Origin of the sequence: Streptomyces sp. NPDC057697 (genome assembly GCF_042799335.1) — a bacterium.
Classification (GTDB): Bacteria; Actinomycetota; Actinomycetes; order Streptomycetales; family Streptomycetaceae; genus Streptomyces.
The window spans coordinates 417,110-440,412 of sequence record NZ_JBHVJA010000002.1; the positions used below are offsets into that span (position 1 = coordinate 417,110).

At 74.2% G+C, this 23,303-nt stretch carries 8 protein-coding genes; all 8 read left to right on the plus strand.

What is annotated here, in order from left to right; all coding sequences use genetic code 11:
• Positions 1-30 precede the first annotated feature (30 nt).
• The 8 genes from ACFVFH_RS07015 (at position 31) to sbnB (ending at position 23,300) form a co-directional block, all read left to right on the plus strand.
• Complete coding sequence (locus tag ACFVFH_RS07015; RefSeq protein ID WP_383764478.1) at positions 31-1,044, plus strand: TauD/TfdA family dioxygenase; 1,014 nt, start codon at positions 31-33, stop codon at positions 1,042-1,044.
• Positions 1,041-2,057 (plus strand): TauD/TfdA family dioxygenase, encoded by a 1,017-nt coding sequence (locus ACFVFH_RS07020; RefSeq protein WP_383764481.1) that lies wholly within the window; start codon positions 1,041-1,043, stop codon positions 2,055-2,057. The genes ACFVFH_RS07015 and ACFVFH_RS07020 overlap by 4 nt, the downstream gene beginning before the upstream one ends.
• Positions 2,048-7,045 carry an amino acid adenylation domain-containing protein gene (locus ACFVFH_RS07025; protein WP_383764484.1) on the plus strand — a complete coding sequence of 1,666 codons (4,998 nt, stop codon included), beginning with the start codon at positions 2,048-2,050 and terminating at the stop codon, positions 7,043-7,045. Before ACFVFH_RS07020 ends, ACFVFH_RS07025 begins: the two co-directional genes overlap by 10 nt.
• On the plus strand, positions 7,042-11,955 hold the full coding sequence (locus tag ACFVFH_RS07030; protein ID WP_383764487.1) for an amino acid adenylation domain-containing protein: 4,914 nt from the start codon (positions 7,042-7,044) through the stop codon (positions 11,953-11,955). Before ACFVFH_RS07025 ends, ACFVFH_RS07030 begins: the two co-directional genes overlap by 4 nt.
• Complete coding sequence (locus ACFVFH_RS07035) at positions 11,949-14,978, plus strand: amino acid adenylation domain-containing protein (RefSeq protein ID WP_383764490.1); 3,030 nt, start codon at positions 11,949-11,951, stop codon at positions 14,976-14,978. The genes ACFVFH_RS07030 and ACFVFH_RS07035 overlap by 7 nt, the downstream gene beginning before the upstream one ends.
• On the plus strand, positions 14,975-21,265 hold the full coding sequence (locus ACFVFH_RS07040; protein WP_383764493.1) for an amino acid adenylation domain-containing protein: 6,291 nt from the start codon (positions 14,975-14,977) through the stop codon (positions 21,263-21,265). Before ACFVFH_RS07035 ends, ACFVFH_RS07040 begins: the two co-directional genes overlap by 4 nt.
• Positions 21,243-22,241 (plus strand): 2,3-diaminopropionate biosynthesis protein SbnA, encoded by a 999-nt coding sequence (sbnA, locus tag ACFVFH_RS07045; RefSeq protein ID WP_383764495.1) that lies wholly within the window; start codon positions 21,243-21,245, stop codon positions 22,239-22,241. The genes ACFVFH_RS07040 and sbnA overlap by 23 nt, the downstream gene beginning before the upstream one ends.
• 72 nt (positions 22,242-22,313) lie before the next feature.
• A complete protein-coding gene (sbnB, locus tag ACFVFH_RS07050) occupies positions 22,314-23,300 on the plus strand; it encodes a 2,3-diaminopropionate biosynthesis protein SbnB (RefSeq protein ID WP_383764498.1) in 987 nt (328 codons plus the stop codon).
• Positions 23,301-23,303: the final 3 nt, after the last annotated feature.

Sequence of the window (23,303 nt, forward strand, 5' to 3'; positions counted from 1 at the left end):
CTCGCACCTTCCCTTCTGCTGTGGAGTGAAATGACCGCGCCATCTCGCCGCAGTGCCCGTAAGACCATGGTCACGGTGGCCCCCGAATGGCAGGGCGGCACCCTGCCGGCCCTGGTCCGCGGCACGGGCGCGGCCGACCTCGTGTCCTGGCTCTCGGACCACGGGCAGACCGTCACCCGACTCGCCCGCGACAGCGGGGCCGTGCTCTTCCGGGGCTTCGGCATCGACTCGCCGGACGCGTTCCGCAGCGTCATGGCGGCGCTCTCCGACGACGTACTGGACTACGGCGAGCGGTCCTCGCCCCGGCAGGAGATCACCCAGGGCGTCTACACCTCCACCGACCACCCCGCGGACCAGCACATCGCCCTGCACAACGAGCAGTCGTACACACTGGACTGGCCCCTGCGGATCGTCTTCTGCTGCCAGCGGCCGGCCACCACCGGCGGCCGCACCCCGCTCGCGGACAGCCGGCGGGTCCTGGCCCGGCTCGACGCGGCGACGGTCGCCCGCTTCCGTGAACTCGGCGTGCGCTACGTCCGCAACTACCTGCCCGGCATCAGCCTGAGCTGGCAGGAGGCGTTCCAGACCAGCAGCCGTGCCGAGGTGGAGTCGTACTGCGCGCGGCACGACATCTCCTGCGCCTGGGTCGGCGACGAACAGCTGCGGACCTGGCAGGTCCGGCCCGCGATCCGGCGCCACCCCGGCACCGGCGAGGAGACGTGGTTCAACCACGCGCTGTTCTTCAACAACGCCACCCTCGCCGGTGAGGTCGGCGAGGGGCTGCTCGCCGCGGTCGGCGAGGACAACCTGCCGTACCACACCTACTTCGGCGACGGCAGCCCGATCCCGGCGGAGACCATCGCCGGTCTCCGGGCGGCGTACCGGGCCGAGACCGTCGGATTCGACTGGGAGCAGGGCGATGTGCTGCTCGTGGAGAACATGCTCGCCGCGCACGCCCGGGAGCCCTTCGAGGGCCCGCGGCGCATCCTGACGGCGATGGCGGACCGCTGGTCGCAGGCCCCGGAGACGGGGGCGGACCGATGACCCCCGGCCCCGTACGACGGCGTACGCGCACCGGCGGCGGCACCGACGCGGTGCGCCGCTCGTTCGCCGACGAGGAGTTCTGTCTGATCCTGCGCAGCGACGGCGGCGCCCCGCTGGCACCGTACGTGGCGGCCCACCGCGAGGAGATCCTGGCCGATCTCGACCGCCACGGCGCCATCCTGTTCCGCGGATTCCAGGTGCCCGGCCCGGAGGCCTTCGGCGCCGTCGCGCGCGGCGTCAGCCCCGAGCTGCTGGGGTACCTGGAACGGGCGGCACCGCGGGGCGAGGTCGCCGACAAGGTGTTCACCTCCACGGAGTTCGCCTCCGACCAGGTCATCCCGCTGCACCACGAGATGTCGTACGCCCACAACTGGCCCAGCCGGCTGTACTTCTACTGCGACCTCCCCGCCGAGACGGGCGGCGCCACCCCGCTCGCCAGCGAACGCCGCTTCACCCCGCGGCTGCCGAAGGAACTGCGCGAGCGGTTCCTCCGGCACGGCGTGATGTACGTGCGCAACTACGGCGAGGACCTCGACCTGCCCTGGCAGGAGGTGTTCCAGACCTCAGACCGGGCCGAGGTCGAGGCCTACTGCCGCGAGTCGAACACCGCGTTCCGGTGGACCGGCGACAACGGATTGCGGACCCGCGCCGTGCGCCAGGCGATGGCCACCCACCCGCGCACCGGCGAGCAGGTGTGGTTCAACCACACCCACATGTTCCACGTCTCCAACATGCCGTCCGAGGTGGCGGACGCGCTCATCGGCGAATTCGGCCTGGAGGGGCTGCCGCGCAACGCCTACTACGGCGACGGATCACCGATCGAGCCGGAGGCCGTCGAGCTGATCCGGAACCTGTACCAGGAGACGGCGGTCTCCTTCCCCTGGCAGCGCGGCGACGTCCTGATGGTGGACAACTTCCTGGCCACGCACGGCCGCGAGCCGTTCACCGGTGAGCGCCGGACCCTGGTCGCCATGTCGGACCTTTATGTGAATCGAGCTCTGCCATGTCCGTAACCGAAAGCTACCGACTCTCGACCCAGCAGCGGTGGCACTGGGCCCACGACCGGGACGGCCGGATCACCGCGCGGCTGCGGACCGGGACCCCCCTCGACCGGGACCGGGCCGGACGGGCCCTGGCGGCCCTGGCCGAGCGGCACGAGGCGCTGCGGCTGCGCATCGGCGACCTGACCGGCACCGGCATGCCGATCCAGGTCGTCGACGAGGACACCGTGCCGCCGCTCACCGACGCCGACACCGGGACCGGCACCGAGGAGGGCCCGGCGCCGGTGGCCGTGACCCTCACGGCCGACACCCTGAGCATCGACGCCTCGGTGCTGGTGGCAGACCGGGAGAGCCTGGCGCTGCTCCTCGACGAGTTCGCGGCGTACTACCGCGGCGCCCCGCCCGCCGAGGACCCCGATCGCATCCAGTTCCTGGACGTCGCCGAGTGGCAGGCCGACGAGGCCCCCGGCGATGTGCCCGCGGCCCCCGACGCCCTCACCTCCGTGACGCTTCCGCACCGGGACACCGCACCCGCGGAGTGGACCGTCGAGTGCCCGCTGCCCGACGCCGACCCGGAGCCGCGGGTACTCGCCGCCTGGCTGCGGGCGCTCGGCCGCTACCTCGACCCGGGCACCGAGCCGCTCGCGCTCGCCTGGTACGACTCGGGCCGCCACCCCGACGGAACCACCGGCGTGGTCGGACCGCTCGGCTGCTTCGTCGCGCTCGACCTGCCCCGGGAGGCCGACGAGGCCGAAGTCGGGTCGCTGCTCGCCGGGGCCCGCGAGCGCAGCCTCCGGGTCACGCCACTGGACCGGCCCGTGGCCGCCGGTTTCGCCCTGCATCCGCAGCCGCGCGCCGAAGGGCTCGCCGCGCCGGGCACCGAGGACATCTCGGTGACCTCCGCGCCGCCCGCCGCCGCACTGCACCTGGAATGCGTCGCGCGGGACGGGCGGCTGCGCCTGACCCTGCACGCCGCCGGGCCGGACACCGCCCCGGCGGCCGGGCGGATGCTGCTCGAATCCGTGGTGGCCGAGCTGGCCGGCGGCGGCGCCGGGCCCACCGAGACCCGGACCCTGGCCCGCTGGGCCGGAACGGCCGGCCCGTACGCCGAACGGACCCTGGTGGCCCTGCTCGACGAGGCGTTCGCCGCGGCCCCGGGGACGGAACCCGCCGTGATCGCGCCCGACGCCACGCTCACCTTCGCGGAGCTCGACCGCGCCGCGGACGCGATCGTCGGCCGGCTCCGCGAACAGGACGTCCGCCCCGGGGACCGCGTGGTCGTGCTCGGCGAGCGGACCGCGTCGGTGATCGCGGCCTTCGTCGGCGTGCTGCGCGCCGGTGCGGTCTACGTCCCCCTCGACCCCGCTCACCCCACCGCGTGGCTCGCGGCCCAGGCACGGGCGGTGGACGCCGCCCTGGTGCTGGGCACGCCCGGCGGGACGGCGCTGCGCGGCCTCGCCGCACAGCAGCTGCCCACCCTGGAGCTCCCCACCCTGGCGCTCGACGGCAGCGAGCCGGTCACGGGCGCGGAGCCCGCCCCGGTCGGGCCGGCGGACCCGGCGTACATCATCTTCACCTCCGGCTCCACGGGCGCCGCCCGCCCGGTGGTGGTGGAACACCGCAACGCGGTCGCCCTGCACACGGCCCTCCAGGAGACCGTCTACGCCGACGCGCCGGACGGACTGCGGGTCGCGGTCAACGCCCCGCTCGGCTTCGACGCCTCGGTCAAGCAACTCCTCCAGCTCGCGGCCGGGCGCACCCTCTGCCTGGTCGACGAGGAGACCCGCCGGGACGTCCCGGCCCTGCTGGACCGGCTCGCCGAGCACCGGGCCGACGTACTGGACTGCACCCCCTCGCACCTGCGGGTGATCCTGGACGGCCGGGAGCCCGGCCAGCGCCTGCCGAAGCTGCTCCTCATCGGCGGGGAAGCGATCGACGAGGCGCTCTGGCAGGAGCTCGCCGGACTCGACGGCGTGCGCGCGGTGAACCTCTACGGGCCCACCGAGTGCACGGTGGACGCCACCTGGGCCCGGATCGACGCCGCGGACGGCCCGTCCATCGGCCGGCCGCTGCCCGGCCTCCGCGTCCATGTGGTGGACCCGGGCGGCCGCCCGGTGCCGCCCGGCCGCGAGGGCGAACTCGTGGTCGCCGGGCCCCAGGTGGCCCGCGGCTACTGGGCCGCGGACGAGGCCGGTGCGGCGCGCTTCACCGAGATCGACGGAGTCCGCGCGTACCGGACCGGGGACCGGGTCCGGTTCCTCGACGACGGCCGGATCGCCTACGCGGGCAGGCTGGACGACCAGATCAAGATCAATGGGCACCGGCTGGAACCGGGCGAGGTGGCGGCCGCGCTCCAGTCGCACCCGGCCCTCGCCCGTGCGGTCGTCGAACGGCGGCCGCGGGAACCGGGAGCCGCCACGGGCCCGGACCTGCTCACCGCCTACGTGGTGCCCCGCCCCGAGGCGACCTCCGGCCTGCTGGACGATCTCGTCGGGGTGAACCCGCACGAGACCCGCTACCTCTTCGACGAGATCTTCGTCCAGCGCACCTATCTGCGCGGCGGCATCACCCTGCGCGAGGACGCGGTGGTGCTGGACGTGGGCGCGAACATCGGCATGTTCGCCCGGTTCGTCGACGCCACCTGCCCCGGCGCGCGGATCCTGGCCTTCGAGCCGCTGCCCGAGCCGTACGCGCTGCTGCAGAAGAACACCCAGGGCCGCCGGAGCCGCGTCGAGCTGTTCCCCGTCGGCCTGTCCGACCGCGAGGGCACCGCGTCCTTCACCGTGTACCCCGGCTACTCGATGATGTCCGGACTGGCCGCGTACGCCGACCCGGCGGCCGAACTGTCGGTGGTCAAGCGCTTCCTCACCAACCGGCGGGACGAGGCCCTGTTCGGCGAGGTCTCGGACGTACTGGCCGAGCGGTTCACCCCGAACACCGAAGAGGTCACGCTGCGCCGCCTCTCGGACGTGCTCGCCGAGACCGACGTGACCCGGATCGACCTCCTCAAGATCGATGTGCAGCGGGCCGAACTCGACGTCCTGCACGGCATCGACGACGCCCACCTCGCGCTCGTCCAGCAGATAGCGCTGGAGGTGCACGACGACACCGGCGGCGCGCCGGACGGCCGGACCGCGCGGATCGCGGAGTACCTGCGCGACCGCGGCTTCGAGGTGGTGGCCGAACAGGACGACCTGCTCGCCGGCACCGACCGGCACGCGGTCTACGCGGTCCGCCCGGAGTACCGCGAGGACCCCCGGCCGGTCGCCGAACCGCCGCTGGCCGTGCCCGACGCGGCGCTGCTGCGGGAGTGGGCCGCGCAGCGGCTGCCGGAGCCCTTCGTCCCGGCCGAGGTGGTCTGCCTGGACGAGCTGCCGCTGACCGCCAACGGCAAGCTCGACCGCGACGCGCTGCCCGCCCCGGGCCGGCCGGACCGGGCCGTCACCGGGCCCACCACCGCCGGCGAACGCGCGCTCGTCGCGGTCTGGGAAGAGGTGCTGGGCCGCACCGGGATCGGCGTGGACGACGACTTCTTCGCCCTGGGCGGGGACTCCATCCGGGCCATCCGGATGCGGGCGGTGGCCGGGCGCGCCGGGCTGCGGTTCCCGCTGCGCGCCGCCTTCCGCGCCGTCACGATCCGGGCCCTGGCCGCCGAGATCACCGGCCAGGAACCGGCCGCCGAACCGGCCGTGCCCGAGCGGGCCGCCTTCGACCTGATCGACCCGGCGGACCGCGCGCGGCTGGCGGACGACATCGTGGACGCGTACCCGATGACCGCGCTCCAGCTCGCCATGGTGTTCCACGCCGAGACGTCCCCGGACAGCGACAGCCACCATGTCGTCACGGTGGTCACGGTGCGCGGCGACTGGAACCCGGAAGCGCTGCGGACCGCCGCGGACCGGCTCGCCGCCCGCCACGAGGTGCTGCGGACCTCGTTCAACCTCGCCGACCACCGGACGCCGCTGCAACTGGTGCACGGACGCGTCGTGATCCCCTGCCGCACGGAGGACCTCACCGGACTCACCGAGGAGGGGCGCGACGAACGGATCGCCGCGCTCGTCGCGGAGGAACAGGCCGCGCGCTTCGACTGGCGGGCACCCATGCTCCGGCTGGCCGCGCTGCGCACCGGCCCCGACACCTTCGAGCTGGTGCAGACCCACTTCCACGGGGTGCTCGACGGACTGAGCCTCCAGCTGATGACCGAGGAACTGCTCGCCGAGTACGACCGCCGCCGGACCGGCCGGGAGGCGGAGCCCGCGCCGACGCTGCCCTACCGCCGCTACGTCGAGGCGGAGCTCGCCGCCCGGAGCGACGAGGCCACCCGCGCGTACTGGAGCGAGGCCCTGGCCGGTGTCCGGCCGCTGCTCCTGGCCGGGACCGACCGCCCGCGGATGAGCCGGGCGCTCGTCGTCGACTACGACGAGGTGCCCGCCGAGGTGTTCGCACGGGCCGCCGAGGCCGCCCGGGTACCGGTGAAGTCACTGCTGTTCACCGCGCACGTGCGGGCGCTGGCCGCCGCGGCCGGACGCCCGGACGTGGTCACCGGGCTGGTGATGAACGGACGCGTCGGCGAGGAGGGCGGCGACCGGACGCTGGGCCTGTTCCTGAACACCGTGCCGGTCGCCGCGACGGCCACGGACGAGCCGTCGCACCTGTGGCGCACCGAGCAGTCCCTGATCGGCCACCACGCCCTCCCGCTGGTCGACATCCAGAGCTGCGGCCCCGGCACCGCGCTGTTCGACACGTTCTTCAACTTCGTCCAGTTCGAGCCGGGGGGCGCGCCGGACGGCGCCCATGTGATCGGGGAGCGCGACCGCGTCACCGACGTCGGCTTCGCGGTCGCCACCCACGCCGAGATCGCCGACGGCCGCCTGCGGGTGACCGTCCAGTACGACCCCGACCTGGTCGGCGCGGACCGACTCGACAGCTACGCCGGCACACTGCGCGCCGAACTGGACGCGGCGATCACGCCGGTGCACACCGTGGAGGGCCCCCGATGAGCATTGTTCCGCGCAAGCGGCGGCAGCGACCGGACACCACCGGACCGGCCGCCCCGCCGTCCGGGCAGGACCGGCCGCTCTCGGCGGCGCAGCAGCACCTGTGGCTGATGCACCGCCTGCACCCGGACGGCTCGCTCTACAACATCCCCCTGCTGCTGCGGCTGCGCGGCCCGCTGGACGTCGCGGTGCTCCAGCGCTCCCTGCGCGATGTCGTCGCCCGCCACGACATCCTGCGCACCCGGTTCCTGGACCGCGCCGGAGTGCCGGTGCAGGTGGTCACCGAGGGTGCCCACGTGCCGGTGCCGGTGCACGACATCACGGCCGACCCGGACCGGGACCGGCGGCTGGGCGAGCTGCTCGACGAGGAGACCCACGCGCCGTTCGACCTGGCCGGACAGGCGCCGCTGCGGGCCGCCGTGGTGCGCTGCGGCCCCGAGGACCATGTGCTGGCGCTGACGTTCCACCACATCGTCTTCGACGGCTCCTCCGCGGCCGTGCTGCTCTCCGAGCTGAACGAGCTGTACCCGGCCCACCTCGCGGGCCGGACCCCCGTGCTGCCCGAACTGCCCGTGCAGTACGCGGACTTCGCCGAGCGCGCGCGCTCGCGGGAGTTCGACGAACAGCTGCGCTACTGGCGGGAGCGGCTGGCCCCGCTCCCGCCGACCCTGCAACTGCCCGCGGACCACCCCCGCCCGGCGGTGCAGAGCTACCGGGGCTCGGTCGCCGAGTTCGAGATGGGCGCGGAACTGGCCCGCCGGGTCGAGGAGTTCGGCCGGGACCGGGGCGCGACCCCGTTCGTGGTGCTGCTCTCGGCGTTCTTCGCGCTGCTCGCCCGCTACACCGGTGAGCGGGACCTGGCCGTCGGCATCCCGGTGGTCCGCCGTCCCGACCCCGATCTGGACGATCTGATCGGCTGCTTCGTCAACACCCTGGTGATCCGGGTCGACGTCGCGCCCGATCTCGGCTTCGACGACCTGGTCACTGCGGCCGCGGAGGCGGTCTACGGCGCCTTCGAGCACATGGACGTGCAGTTCGACGAGGTCGTCCAAGCGGTGCAGGCCGACCGCGATCCGAGCTACTCACCGCTGGTGCAGGCCAGCTTCGGGCTCCAGACCGCCGAGCTGACCGGCGAGTTGAGCCTGCCGGGCATCACCGTGGAGACCCTCACCGACACCCAGGTCTCGGCCAAGTTCGACCTCAGCCTGGACCTGATCCAGCAGGGTGACGTCTTCCGCGGCGAGATCGAGTACGCCAGTGACCTGTTCACCGCCCGGACGGCACAGCGCGCCGCGGGCCACTGGGTGCAGCTGCTCGGCGCACTGCTCGACGATCCGGACGCCCCGGTCGGCGCGCTGCCGATGCTGACCCCGGCGGAGCGGGACCACCAGCTCACGGACTGGAACGACACCGCACTGCCCATCGGTGAGCTGCTGACCATGCCGGAGCTCTTCGACGCGCAGGCGGCCCGGACACCGGACGCGCCCGCCGTGGTCAAGGGCACCGACCGGATCGACTACGCCGAGCTGGAGCGCCGGTCCAACCAGCTGGCGCACCTGCTGCGCAGCCGGGGCGTGGGCACCGAGACCCCGGTCGGGGTCTGCATGGAACGCGGCGTGGACGTCGTCGTCGCCTTCCTCGGCGTACTGAAGTCCGGCGGTGTCTACGTACCGCTCGACCCGGACTATCCGAGCGACCGGCTGGAGTACATGCTCGGCCACGCGGCCGTGCCCGTCGTGGTGAGCTCCGCCGCCACGGTCCGCGAGGTCCCCATGCCGGCGGGCGCCCTGCTGCTGCTCGACGAGGAGCGGGCGGCGCTGGAGGCGATGCCGTCGACCGCGCCCGGGGTCACCATCGACCCGGATCAGCTGTCGTGCATGTTCTACACGTCCGGCTCCACCGGCACCCCGAAGTGCGCGATGGTCACGCACCGCAACTACGCGAACTACTTCCGCTTCTGGGAGCACACCTATCTGCGGGACACGCCGATGCGCGCGCATCTGCAGATGACCAGCTTCGCCTTCGACATCTTCGTCGCGGACGCGACCCGGGCCCTGTTCAGCGGGGCGAAGCTGGTCGTCGTCCCGCACGAGACGGTGATGTCCCCACCCGATCTCCACGCCCTGATGGTGCGCGAGGAGGTGAACAGCGCCGAGTTCATCACCCCCATCCTCGCGGCGCTGGCCGACCACCTCCAGGACACCGGCCTGCGGCTGGACTTCCTGGACCTGCTGGTGGCCGGCAGCGACATCTGGTACTCCCGGGACTATCTGCGGGTCCGTGACCTGTGCCGGCAGGACACCCAGATCGTGGCCGCGTACGGGCTCAGCGAGACCGCCATCGACAACGCCACGCTCGCCCGGCACGAGGGCCCCACGGACGAGGACGGCATCGTGCCGATCGGCCGGCCCACGGCCAACACCCAGCTCTACGTGCTCAACGAGTGGCAGCAGCCGCAGCCGGTCGGGGTGCCGGGCGAGCTGTACGTGGGCGGGGTCGGGGTGGGCCGCGGGTACCACCGGGACACCCGGCTGACCGCGAGCCGCTATGTGCCCGACCCGTTCTCCGGCGTCTCCGGAGCCCGGATGTACCGCTCCGGCGACCTGGCGAAGTTCCGCCCGGACGGGGTGCTGGAGATCCTCGGCCGGATCGACAACCAGGTGAAGGTCAACGGTTTCCGGATCGAGCTGGGCGAGATCGAGTCGGCGCTGCGCGGACACCCGGCGGTCGACAACGCCGTGGTGGTGGTCCGCCCGACCGCGACCGGCGGCGACGCACGGCTCGTCGGTTACGCGACGCTGCTGGACGGCGAGGCCGCGGTGGACCTGGTGGCCTACCTGACCGCATGGCTGCCCGCCTACATGATCCCGTCGGTGATCATGGTGCTGGACGAGCTGCCGCTCAACGCCAACGGGAAGATCAACCGGCGGGCGCTGCCGGAACCGACCGCCGACGACAACACCGGCGGCCACGTCCCGCCCCGGACGCCGGTCGAGCGCCGCCTCGCCGAGATCTGGGCGGAGGTGCTGCGCGTCGACCGGGTCGGCCGCCATGACAACTTCTTCGCTCTCGGCGGCAGTTCACTGATGCTCACCCAGGTCGCCTCGCGCATCCGGCGGTCGCTGCACCGCGAGGTGCCGCTGGGGACCATCTACCAGTACCCGACCGTCGCGTCGCTGACCACGGAGCTGTCCACCCGCGCCGACCAGGGGCGGGAACAGGCCATCGCCACTGTCCCGCGCGACGGGGCACCGCTCCCCGCGTCACCGGCCCAGGAGCAGCTCTGGTTCCTCGACCGGCTCAACGGCGGCGACGTCAGCTACCACGTACCCGTGGCGCTGCGGCTGACCGGGCCGCTGCGGGCGGACGCCTTCGAGGAGGCGGTGCAGTCCCTCGTCGCCCGGCACGAGATCCTGCGCACCGTCTTCTCCTGGTCCGAACACCGGCTCCACCAGACGGTCGGGAAGGACCTCCGGGTGCCACTGGCCCGCCGCGACCTCTCCCAACTGCCCGCGGCACAGCGCGCCGAGGCGCTCGACATGCTGATCCGGGCCGACGAGCGGGCACCGTTCGACCTCGCCCGGGGACCGCTGATCCGGACCATGTTGATCACCCTCGGCGAGCAGGAGCACGTGTTCCTGCTGACCCAGCACCACATCGTCACCGACGGCTGGTCCTCGTCGGTGCTGCACCGGGAACTCGGCGAGCTCTACGCGGCCGCCGTGCAGGAGCGGACGCCCGCCCTGCCGGAACCACGCCTGCAGTACGCCGACTTCGCGGCCTGGCAGCGCGACTGGCTCGCCGGTCCGGACGGGCTCCGGCAGCTCGCCTACTGGAAGGACCGGCTGGCCGGCGCCCCCGAGCTGCTGGCCCTGCCGCTGGACCGCCCGCGCACCGCCGGCACGGGAGGCGTGGACGGGGCGGGCGTCTCCCTCGCCGTCCCCGCCGACGTCCACCGCGATCTGCTGGCCCTCAGCCGGTCGCACGGGGTGACGCTGTTCATGACCCTGCTGGCCTCCTTCGGGGTGCTGCTCGCCCGCCGCACCGGCCAGGACGACCTGGTGATCGGCACACCCACCGCCGGGCGCACCCGGCTGGAGCTGGAGCCGCTGCTCGGCTTCTTCGTCAACACCGTGGCGCTGCGCATCGACCTCACCGGGGACCCGTCCTTCACCGAGGTGCTCGACCGGGTGCGGGAGACCGCCCTGAGCGCCTACGAGCACCAGGACGTGCCCTTCGAACGGGTGGTTCAGGAGATCGCCCCGCGGCGCGACGCCCGCCACCACCCCGTCTTCCAGGTGCTGTTCGGCGTGGACGACGAGGCGGAGGCCGAACTCGCCCTGCCGGGGCTGGAGGTGGAGCCGCTGCCCGCCGAGTACTCGACGGCCAAGTTCGACCTGGACCTGGCGGTCGAGCACGCCGGGAGCGAGCTGCGGGCCTCCTTCGGCTACCGGACCGACGTCCTCGACGCCGCCACCGTCGAGGCGATCGGCGCGGGCTGGCTCCAGGTGCTGGCCGAGGCCGCGCACCACCCGCGGCGCCGCGTCAGCGAGTTCGGCCTGCCCTGGGCGGCCGGGAGCACCGGGGCCTCGACGGATGCGGGAGCCGTAGGCGACGACGCGCCGGACACGGCGGTGCTGCCGCTCATGGGGCGCAGGTGGGAGCAGCTGCTCGACCTGGGGGAGGTGGGCCCGGACGACGACTTCTTCCAGCTCGGCGGACACTCGTTGCTGGCCATGGACATCACCCTGACCCTCTCCGACCTGCTGGACCTGACGGTGCCGGTGCGGTCCGTGTTCGAGCACCCGACCCTCGCCGGATTCACCGCCGAGGTGTGCCGCCGGGCCCGGGAGGCGGGCATCGACGACCTGGCCGAGCGGCTCGCCGCCGACGAGGGCGACGACGGGTGGTGACGATCGCCGAGCGGTTCCGGACGCAGGCCGCCCGGTACCCGGACCGCGTGGCCCTGTCCGAGGACGGGGCGCAGTACACCTATGCCGAACTGCTCGCGGACGCCGAGGCGTTCGCGGGCGGGCTGGCCCGCGCCGGAGTGCGCGAGGGCGCGCTCGTCGGCGTCATGGGCGAACGGTCGGCCTCCTTCGTCACGGCGGTGGTCGGCACGGTGCTGGCCGGTGCCGCCTACGTGCCGCTCAACCCGGCCCACCCGACGGCCCGGCTGGGCCGCATCGTGGCGAAGGCGGGGCTGCGCCTCGTGGTGCGCACGGGCGGGAGCCCCGGACCGGACGCGACGGCCTTCCCCGCCCCGGCACGGCTCGTCACGGCGGCGGAGCTGCGCGACGCGGGCGACGCTGTCCCGGCTGCGCCGGACGCTGCCGTTCCGGCCGCGCCGGACGCCGCCGTTCCGGCCTACGTCATGTTCACCTCCGGCAGCACCGGTGAGCCCAAGGGCGTGGTGGTCGGCCAGGCCGGAGTGATCCGGCTGGTCTGCGGCGCGCGCTACGCCGCCTTCCGCGCACAGGACCGGATCGCCCACGGCGCCGCCCCGGAGTTCGACGCCGCCACCCTGGAGATCTGGGGCGCCCTCCTCAACGGCGCGGCCCTGCACATCGCCGACACCGAGACCATGACCCGCCCTGCGCTGTACGGGGCGTTCCTGCGGCGCGAGCGGATCACGTTCGCCTGGCTGACGGCCCCGCTGTTCCACCGCATGACCGACCACGACCCGGCCATGTTCACCGGCCTGCGGACCCTGATCACCGGCGGGGACGTGGTCTCGCCCCGGCACGCCTCCCGGGCGCTCGAACACTGCCCCGGTCTCACGCTCTGCAACGGGTACGGGCCGACCGAGAACACCACGTTCACCACCGTGCACCGCATCACCCGCCCGGTGCCCGAGCCGATCCCGATCGGCACCGCCGTCGAGGGCACCGAACTCTCCGTCCGCGACGAGCGGGGCGAGCCCGTCCCGGACGGCGTCGAGGGAGAGCTGTGGGTCGCCGGGGCCGGGGTGGCACGCGGCTACCTCAACGACCCGGAGCTCACCGCGGCCCGCTTCCGCGACGGCCACTACCGCACCGGCGACCGGGTCACCCGCGACGCCTCGGGCGTCCTGCACTTCCACGGCCGCGCCGACCAGCAGGTCAAGATCGCGGGAAACCTCGTGGAACCCGCCGAGGTCACCGCGGCCCTGCGCACCCTGCCCGGGGTGCTGCGGGCGCACACGGTCGCCCGCCGGGACACGGCCGGGGAGGTCCGGCTGACCGCGTACGCGGTCACCGACGGAACGGAACCGCACCCGCTGCGCCCGGTGCTCGCCCGGCTGCTCCCCGGCCATCTGAGGCCGGCGCACCTGCTCGTCCTGGACGAGCTGCCGCTCGGACCGGCGGGCAAGGTGGACACCGCCCGGCTGCCCGTACCCGCCGAGGCCGCCGAGGAGATGCCCGACGAGGACGCCCCGGCCCTGCCCCGGCTGTGGGCCGCCGCGCTGGGCTGCCGCGCCTCGGACCTCACCCCGGACAGCGACTTCTTCGACAGCGGCGGCGACTCGCTGAAGCTGGCGCGGCTGCTCGACCTGATCGACCGGCGGATGGGGCGCAGCCTGCGCTTCGCCGACGCCTACGCGGCGAGCACACTGCGCGCGATGGCCCGGCGCGTGGAGGCCGCACCGGCGTCGGTCCCTGCGGTCCCGGCCGGCACCGGGCCGACCGGCGTGGCCCATCCCGCCCAGCGCGGCCTCTACACCCTGTGGCAGGCCGACCCCGCCTCGCTCGCCTACAACATCCCCGTCCGGATCGACTTCGACGGCCCGGTCGACCCCGACCGGCTGCGGTCCGCGCTGCGGACCCTGATCCACCGGCACGACGCCCTGCGCACCCGGCTCCACGTCGACGCCACCGGGCTGCGCCAGGAAGTGCTCGACGACGTCCCGTGGGAGTGCGAGACCGTACCGCCCGGCGACCCGGCCGCCGAACTCGACGGCTTCGTGCGCCCCTTCGACCCGGCGGTGCCGCCCCTGTTCCGCGCCCGGCTCGCGGGCCCCCGCCTCTACCTCGACCTGCACCACCTGATCGCGGACGGTGTCTCGGTGCGCGTCCTCGTCCAGCAACTCCTCGATCTGCACGAGGGCGGCGACCCGGCCCGGCCCCCGGTGCGCTGGCTGGACGCCGCCGCGTGGTGCGCCGAACGGGCCGCCCGGGACCACGGCCACTGGGCCGCGCGACTCGACGGCATGCCCGGGGCCGGTACGTTCGTCACCGACCGCCCGCGCCCGCCGCGCCCCGGCGACACCGGCGCGCGCGAGCGCCGCGACCCGGTGTCCGCGTCCCTGCTCACCCGGGTCGCCCGGTCGCACCGCACGACCCCGTTCGTGGTGCTGCTCGCCGCGTACGCGACCACACTGGCCCGGACCGGCGGACTGACCGATCTGGTGATCGGCGCGCCGATGCACGGGCGGTGGCACCCCGATCTGGCCGACACGGTGGGCATGTTCGTCACCACCGTGCCGCTGCCGGTGCGGATCACCCCCGGCATGCGGCTGGCCGAACTGGTCGCCGGACTCGACGCCGGACACCGCCGCGCCCTGGACCACCCGCACCTCGCCTTCGACGAGCTGGCCGCCGCCCGGGGTGCCCGGCCGGGCACCCGCAACCCGCTCTTCGACGCGTTCCTGGCCCTGCAGAACATGGACATCTACGCGTTCGCCGCCGGGAGCCTGCGCGCCCGGCTGGAACTGCTGCCGACCGGCAGCCCCCGGTTCGACCTCAACCTCCAGGCCCATGCCCACCCGGACCGCCTCGTCGTGGACCTGGAGTACGCCACCGACCTGTACGCGCCGGAGTCCGCAGGCCACCTCCTGGACTCCGTGCTGGCCGCGGTCGCGGAGCTGGACTCCGCGCCGGACGGGCCGGTGCTGCCCCCTCCGGCCGTCCCCGACCACGCCGACGAGGCCGATTTCGACTACGGAGCGGTGCTGTGACCAATGTGATCGCGGGCCGGGCCTTGCACGAGTTCCCCGAGGAGACGTCGTACTGGCTCTCCTGGATCGACGCGCTGCCCGAAGCCACCCTGCTGTGCAGGGACCTGCTCGGGGCGGAGCGGGCCGACCGGCCCACCGCCACCGCGACGGCCGAGCTGGACCCCGCCGCGGCCGCGCGCGCGGCGGCGCTCACCCGCGACGACCCCACCCTGGTCCAGGTGCTGACGACCGCGGTGACCGCGCTGCTCGCCGCCGTGCAGACGGACACCCGGGACGTCTGCGTACTGACGAACTCCGGCGGGCGGGCCTTCCCGGTGCGGATCGTCGTCGACCCCGGGCACTCCGGACGGGAGCTGCTGTCCGGCGTACGGAAGACGTACCTCACCGGGGCCCGCAACCTCCATGTGTCGCCCGAGGCCCTGCTCCGGCGCGAGGGCCTCGTCCCCAGCGACCTCGCGGTCCTGGCCACGGACGCGGAGCAGCCGCCCGCCGGGAGCACCCTGGGCCTCTCGCTGACGGCCGGCCGGCTCACGGTGCGGTACCGCACCGACCTGTTCCTGGCGTCGACGGCCGACCGACTGGCACGTGTCTTCACCCGGCTCCTCACCGGGCTGCTCGACCCGGCCGGACCGGCCACCGTGGGCGCCGCGCTCACCTTCGTGGACCCCGCGGAGGCCGAACTGATCGCCGCGGTCAACCGGACCGACCGGCCCCGGGCCGAGGGCGTCCTGCTGCACCACGGCCTCCAGGACGGGGCCGCGCGGTTTCCGGACCGGGTGGCGGTGCGCGACGGCGCCACCACCTACGCCCAGCTCAACCGGCGGGCGAACCGGCTGGCCAGGCGGCTGCGCGAACTGGGCGCGGGCCCCGGGCAGATCGTCGGCATGGCGGTGCCCCGGTCGACCGACGAACTGGTGGCGCTCTACGCGATCGTCAAGGCGGGCGCCGCCTATCTGCCGGTCGACACGGCGCTCCCGGAGGCCCGGATCCGGCACATGATCGAGGAGAGCCGGGCCCGGATCGTCGTCGGCACGCGGTGCCCGGCCGCCGAGGTGCTGGTCGACCCCGCCGACCCCGGACTCGCGGCCCTGGACGGCGGCGACCTCCCGGACCTCGCGGGCGAGGACGACCTCGCGTACGTCATCTACACCTCCGGGTCGACCGGGAAGCCCAAGGGCGTGATGGTCGAGCACCGGGCCATCGTCAACCGGCTGACCTGGATGCAGCGGGCCTATCCGCTCGCCGCCGACGACGTCGTGCTCCACAAGACGCCGGTCTCGTTCGACGTGTCGCTCTGGGAGATCTTCTGGTGGTCGATGGCCGGCTGCTCGGTGAGCACGCTGCCCTCCGGCGCCGAACGCGAGCCGCTGGCCATCCTGGAACGCGTCCGGGAACACGCCGTCACCACGGTGCACTTCGTCCCGTCGATGCTCCAGGCGCTGCTGCCGAGGCTCCGCGGCCGCTTCCCCGCGGGGCTCCGGCGCGTCTTCGCCAGCGGCGAGGCGCTGAGCACCGAGACCGTACTCCTGCTGCGGAAGCTGTACCCGGACGGCGGGCCCGCCCTGATCAACCTGTACGGACCCACCGAGGCGGCCGTCGACGTCACCCACTACGACTGCACCGGCCACGACGCGCGCCGCCCGGTGCCGCTCGGCGTCCCGATCGACAACCTGCGCCTGCGCATCCTGACCCGGGACGGACGGCCCGCACCGGTCGGTGTGCCGGGCGAGCTGTACCTCTTCGGCGCCGGGCTGGCCCGCGGCTATCTGCGCGCCCCCGGACGGACCGCGGAGCGCTTCGTACCGGACCTCCAGGAGCGCGGCGCGCGCGCGTACCGGACCGGCGACGCGGCCCGGTGGCGGGAGGACGGCTCGGTGGAGTACCTGGGCCGGCTCGACACCCAGGTGAAGATCCGGGGACACCGGATCGAACTGGGCGAGATCGAACACGTCATGCACGGCGTCACGGGCGTCACCGACTGCGCCGCCATCGCCGCCGACGGGGCGCTGCGCGCGTTCGTGGTGGCCGACGAGCCGGGCATCGAGGACACCGTGCGGACCGCGCTCACCGAGCGGCTCCCGGCGTACGCGGTGCCCGCGACGGTCCTCCGGATCGACGGCATCCCGCGCACCCCGAACGGCAAACGGGACCTGAAGGCGCTGGCCGGACTGCGCAGGCGGACGGTCTCCACCGCACCCCGAGGCGAGGTGGAGACCACCCTCGCCGGAATTATCTCGGGGGTGCTCGGCGGCCGGCCGGTCGGCGCCGACGACAACTTCTTCGAACTCGGCATCGACTCCATCACCTTCATCGGCGCCCTGGCCGCGGCGCGGCCCGCCGGCCTCGACTTCACGCTCCAGGAACTCTTCGCCCACCCGACCGTGGCCGCGCTGGCCCGGGTGGTGCGCCGGGTCGAGCGGACGGAACAGGACCGGCCGGCCGAGCCGTTCGCGCTGCTCACCGGGGACGACGCGAGGACCGGGCTGCCCGCCGACGCGGTCGACGCGTATCCGCTGACCCACCTCCAGCGCGGGCTGCTCTACGAGGTCGCGACCCGGGACGCGGCGGTCTACCACGACGTGTCCGGCTACCGGTACGACGGCCCGCTGGACTGGCCGCTGTTCCTGCGCGCCGCCGGTGACGTGGCCGACCGGCACCCGGTGCTGCGCGCCTCCTTCCACCCCGGGCGCCGGCCGGTCCCGGTCCAGGTGGTGCACCGGACGGCCCCGGACTGGTGCCGTCCGGTCGACCTGTCCGGCCTCTCCGGACCGGAGCAGCGCGCCTGGCTGGAGGAGGCGGTCCAGCGGGAACTGAGGACCGGCTTCCCGGACGGCGCCCCCGGACCGGTCCGCATGAGCGTCTGCGACCTGGGCGGCGAACGACGGCACCTGCTGCTGAGCTACCACGCCGCCGCGCTCGACGGATGGAGCGTCAACCGGCTGCTGCACGACCTCTTCGCCCGGTACGCGGCGCTCTCCGGCACGGCCGCCCCGGCCGCGGCCGTCGAGCCGGTGGGCTTCGAACGCTTCGTCGCGCTCGAACAGCGCGCCCTGGAGTCCGGGGAGCACCGCGCGTTCTGGCGCGGTGTGCTCGACGGCGCCGAGCTGACCGCGGTGCCCCGGCTGCCCGACGCCCGCCTGGACCCTGCGGAGACGCTGCGCACGCTCGACGTCCCGCTGGACGCCGCGCTCGGCACGGAGCTCATGGCCGTCGCCGCCCGGACCGGCGTGCCGCTGAAGTCGGTGCTGATGGCGGCGCACCTGGCGGTGCTGGCCTTCGTGTCCGGCCGCCTCGACGTCACCACCGGGTACGAGCTGAGCGGGCGGCCGGAGCAGGAGCACGGGGACGCCACCCTCGGGCTCTTCCTCAACACCCTGCCGCTGCGGGTGCGGGTCGACACGGCGAGCTGGACCGAGCTGATCCGCCGGGTCCACGAGTCGGAGGTGGCGCTGCTGCCGCACCGGCGTTTCCCGATGGGCGAGCTGGTCCGGGAGACGGGCCACGACCTCTTCGAGGCGGTCTTCAACTACACCCACTTCCATGTGCTGGACGACCTCGACCGGAAGCACGGCTTCCGGCTGCGCCGGGTCGCGGTGCACAGCCAGACCGAGTTCCCGCTGCGGGCCGAGTTCTTCCGGGACGCGCTGGACGGCACGGCCGGTCTGAGCCTGCACTACGACGGCTCGGCCTTCGGCCCGGCGCAGATCGGCCGGATCGCGGGCTACTACCGCACCGCCCTGCGGCTGCTGGCCGCCGACCCCCGGCGGTCCCCGGCGGCCCGTTCGCTGATGGACGACGCCGAGGAGCGGGAACTGGCCGCCCTGCGGACCGGGCCGCGCCACGAGGTGCCGGGCACGACGGTGCTCGACCGGTTCGCCGGAACGGTCGCCGCCCGGCCCGACGCCGTCGCCGTGCGCCACGCTTCGGCCGGGCTCCGCTACCGCGAACTGGACCGCGCGTCCCGGCACCTGGCCGCGGGCCTGCACGCCCGGGGCGTACGGCCGGGCGAGCCGGTGGGCGTCCGGATGACGCGGGGCCTGCCGTGGGCGGTGGCCGTCCTGGGCGTCCTGCGGGCCGGTGCCGTATATCTGCCGCTGTCGCCCGGGGACCCGGACGAACGGGTCGCCCGGATGGTCCGCCGGGCCGACTGCCGCCTGGTGCTCACCCCGGCGGAGTACGAGGTGGTGCTGAAGGAGGGGAGCACCCGGGCACCGGACCCGACGGTGGCGGTGGCGGCCGACGACCCCGCCTACATCATCTTCACCTCCGGCTCCACGGGCGAGCCGAAGGGCGCCACGGTGACCCACCGCGGCATGCTGAACCACCTCCAGGCCAAGATCGTGGACCTCGCGCTCGACGGCTCCGACGTGGTGGCCCAGACCGCCTCGCAGTGCTTCGACATCTCCGTCTGGCAACTGCTCGCGGCCTGGCTCACCGGAGGCACCTCCGTCGTCGTCGACGACGTGGTCGACCCGGCCGATCTGTGGCGGACGGCCGGTGACACCGGGGTGACCGTCCTGGAAGTGGTGCCGTCACTGCTCGACGCCCTGCTCGACGCCCCGGGAAGCCCGGCCGGACTCGGCCCGCTGCGCTTCCTCATGGTGACCGGCGAGGCCTTCCGACCGGCTCTGGCCCGCCGCTGGTTCGCCGCCTACGGGGTGCCGATGGTGAACGCGTACGGGCCGACCGAGGCCTCCGACGACATCACCCACCACATCGTCTCCGCGCCCGTGGACGCCGAGCGGGTGCCGGTGGGGCGTCCGGTCCTGAACACCACCCTGCACGTGGTGGGGGAGAACGGGACGGCGGTCCCCCTCGGCACCATCGGGGAGATCCTGGTGAGCGGCCCGGCGGTCGGCGCCGGCTACGTCAACGATCCGGAGCGGACGTCCGCCGCCTTCCCGCCCAACACCCTCGACGACACCTCCCCCCGGCTCTACCGCACCGGAGACCTCGGCCGCTGGCTGCCGGACGGACTGCTCGACTGCGTCGGCCGACGCGACCAGCAGGTCAAGGTGCGCGGGTACCGGATCGAACTGCCGGAGATCGAGCAGGCACTGAGCCGGATCCCCGGCGTCACCGCCGCCTTCGCCTTCGTCCACCGCCAGGGGGAGCGGCGCCTGTTGACCGCCTGGCACAGCGGCGGGACCGAGCTCGACGCGGCCGGGATCCGGGCCGAGCTGGCCCGCGAACTCCCCGGCTACATGCTCCCGGACGTCATCGGACGGCTGCCGTCGGTGCCGCTGAACGCGAACGGCAAGGCGGACCGGCCGGCCATCGCCGCCCTGCCCCTGCCGGAGACGGAGCGGCGCCGCCCCCGGCCGCCCGCGACGGCGGCCGAGCGGGAGGTGGTCGCCCTGTTCGCCGACGCACTCGGCCTGCCGGCCGACACCGTCGGGGCCGACGGCGACTTCTTCGACCTGGGCGGCCACTCGCTCAGCGCGATGGCCGTGGCGGCGCGCTCCGGCGGCCGGTTCGGCGTACGCGAACTGCTGCGGCACCGCACCGCCGAGGCCCTGGCCCGGACCTCCCCGCCGAAGGACGGCGGCAGCCTGTTCGCCGAGATCGCGGCCGACGCCCGGCCGGAGCTGACCGTGGTGTGCTTCCCGTACGCGGGCGGCTCCCCGGTCGGCTACCTCCCGCTCGCCGACGCCCTGCGGGACCGGCTGCCCGTACGGCTCCTGGTGCTGGACCTGCCGCCGGGGGCCGCACCGGACCCCGACCGGCTGGTGAGCGCCCTGGCGGCCGAGCTGGACCGGGTGCCGGGCCCGCTCGCCCTGCTGGGCCACTGCTCGGGCGCGGGACCGGCCCTGGCGCTCGCCCACAGGCTGCCGGCCGGACGGCCGGTGTCGGTCGTCGTCGTCGGCAAGACCCTCCGGTCGGCCGACCCCGCGGACCATCCCGTGCACGAGGTGCTGCGGGCGCCGGACGAGACCGTCCGGGACTGGGTGGTGCCCGGCACCGGGACGGGGGAGCTGCCCGCGCTGACACCGGACGAGGTGGCCGCCCTGCGCCGCGACACCGCGCTCGGCAACGCGCTCCTGGCCGGGCTGCTGCGCACCGGCGGACCACTGGAGCGGCCGTTCACCCTGCTCGTGGCCGCCGACGACCCGGTGGTGCCCGACCTCGAAGGCACCGCGCCGAACTGGGCGCTGCTCGCCGCCGATCCGCGGGTGGTGGAGGTGCCCGACGGCGGCCACTACCTCAACCGGACCCGGCCCCGGCGGCTCGCCTCCCTGCTCGCACCCGCCACGGAGGTGGCCCATGCGCAATCCGACCGTGCCTGAACCCGGCGAGGACTTCGTCCCGCTGACCGGCCTGCTGCCGCACGCCGGACTGTGGCTCAAGCTGGAGTCCCGCAACCCGGCCGGGTCGATCAAGATGAAGACCGCGACCGCCATGATCGACGCGGCGGAACGGGCCGGGCTGCTCCGGCCCGGCGCCGAACTGATCGAGTCCACCTCGGGCAACCTCGGGGTCGCGATGGCCGCGATCTGCGCGGCCCGCGGCTACCACCTCACCCTCGTGACCGACCCCAACAGCAACTACCGCAGCGTGCAGCAGATGCGGGCGCTCGGCGCCGAGGTGGTGGTGATCGAACGCCGGGACGACAACGGCGGCTACCTCGGCTCTCGGATCGCCTACATCAGCCTCCGGCTGGCCACCGAACCCGGACTCATCTGGCTGAACCAGTACGCGAACCCGGCGAACGTGGCCGCCCACCGCGACGGCACCGCGGCCGAGATCTGCGAGGGGTTCGGCGTACCCGACCGGCTCTTCGTCGGCGTCGGCACCTCGGGCACGCTGATGGGCTGCCTGGAGCACTTCCGCGACCACGACCCCCGGCCCGCCGTCGTCGCCGTCGACGTGCTGGGCTCGGTCACGTTCGGCGGCGCGCCCGCCCGCCGGCTGATCCCCGGCATGGGAGCGAGCCGGATCCCGGAGATCTTCGGCCCCGGCGCCTACCGCCGGGTGCTGGTCTCCGAACGGGACACCATCGTCGCCTGCCGCACGATCGCGTCCCGCTACGGACTGCTCGTCGGCGGCTCGACCGGCACCGTGGTCGCCGCGGCCATGGCCCACGGGCATCGCGTCCCCCGGGACAGCAGGGTCCTGGCGATCTCCCCGGACCTCGGCAGCGCCTACCTGGACACCATCTACGACGACGGCTGGGTCGCCGCCCACTTCGGCGACGAACTGCTGCGCGACATCGCGAGACCGGCACGCGGACCGGTCCGCGGAGAACTGAGGCCTGTCCCGTAACCCTCCGGCGGGCGCACGGCGGCAGCCGTCGTGCGCCTCGGACCACGGACAGCCCCTATGGAGAGCGAGAACATGACTACGACGACTTTCTCGGTGGTCGGCGGACCCGCCGTACGCGCGGCGCTGGCCGGCGCCGAGCAGGACGTGATCGCGCGGGTGCGCGAGGCGTACCTCCTGCACGACGACGGGCGGACGGTCAACCCGGACAGCTACTTCCTGCGGTTCCCGGAGAAGCCGGACAGCCGGATCATCGCGCTGCCCGCCTTCCTGGGCGGCGAGGCCGAGACCGCCGGGATCAAGTGGATCTCCAGCTTCCCCGGCAACCACGACCGGGGACTGCCCCGGGCCTCCGCGGTACTGGTCCTCAACGACTACCGCACCGGCTACCCGACGGCGCTGCTGGAGTCGGCGACGATCAGCGCCGCCCGCACCGCGGCGTCGGCCGCGCTGGCCGCCCGGGTGCTGCGGGACACCCCGGCGCGCAGCTGGGGCGTGATCGGCACCGGGGTGATCGCCCGGGAGATCTGCCACTACCTGGCCGCCGCCACCGAGGCACCGCCGGTGGCGCACTGCCACGACCTGGACCCCGCGGCCGCCGAACGCTTCGCGGCCACGCTGCCCGGCGGGCGCGCCGCCGACCTGGCCACCGCCTGCGACGCCGATGTCGTCGTCCTCGCCACCACCGCGCTGCGCCCCCACCTCCCGGCGGACCTCCGCTTCCGGCCCGGCCAGCTGGTCCTGCACGTGTCGCTGCGCGATCTGGAGCCGCAGACCCTGCTGCACGCCGACAACATCGTCGACGACGTGGACCACTGCCTGAAGCAGAACACCTCGCCGCATCTCGCCGAACAACTGCTCGGCGACCGGTCGTTCGTCACCGGGACACTCGCCGGGGTACTGCGCGGTGACGTCGCCCTCCGCGCCGACCGTCCCGTGATCTTCTCCCCCTTCGGCATGGGTATTCTCGACCTCGCCGTGGGCCGGTTCGTCCTCGACCGGGCCCTCTCGGCGGGCACGGCCACCGAGATCTCCGACTTCTTCGCCCCGAATGGAGCGTGACGG

Excerpts from the sequence above, each read along its gene's own strand:
- ACFVFH_RS07015 (WP_383764478.1), top strand. The coding sequence starts at position 31 with ATGACCGCGCCATCTCGCCGCAGTGCCCGTAAGACCATGGTCACGGTG.
- ACFVFH_RS07020 (WP_383764481.1), top strand. The coding sequence starts at position 1,041 with ATGACCCCCGGCCCCGTACGACGGCGTACGCGCACCGGCGGCGGCACC.
- ACFVFH_RS07025 (WP_383764484.1), top strand. The coding sequence starts at position 2,048 with ATGTCCGTAACCGAAAGCTACCGACTCTCGACCCAGCAGCGGTGGCAC.
- ACFVFH_RS07030 (WP_383764487.1), top strand. The coding sequence starts at position 7,042 with ATGAGCATTGTTCCGCGCAAGCGGCGGCAGCGACCGGACACCACCGGA.
- sbnA (WP_383764495.1), top strand. The coding sequence starts at position 21,243 with ATGCGCAATCCGACCGTGCCTGAACCCGGCGAGGACTTCGTCCCGCTG.
- sbnB (WP_383764498.1), top strand. The coding sequence starts at position 22,314 with ATGACTACGACGACTTTCTCGGTGGTCGGCGGACCCGCCGTACGCGCG.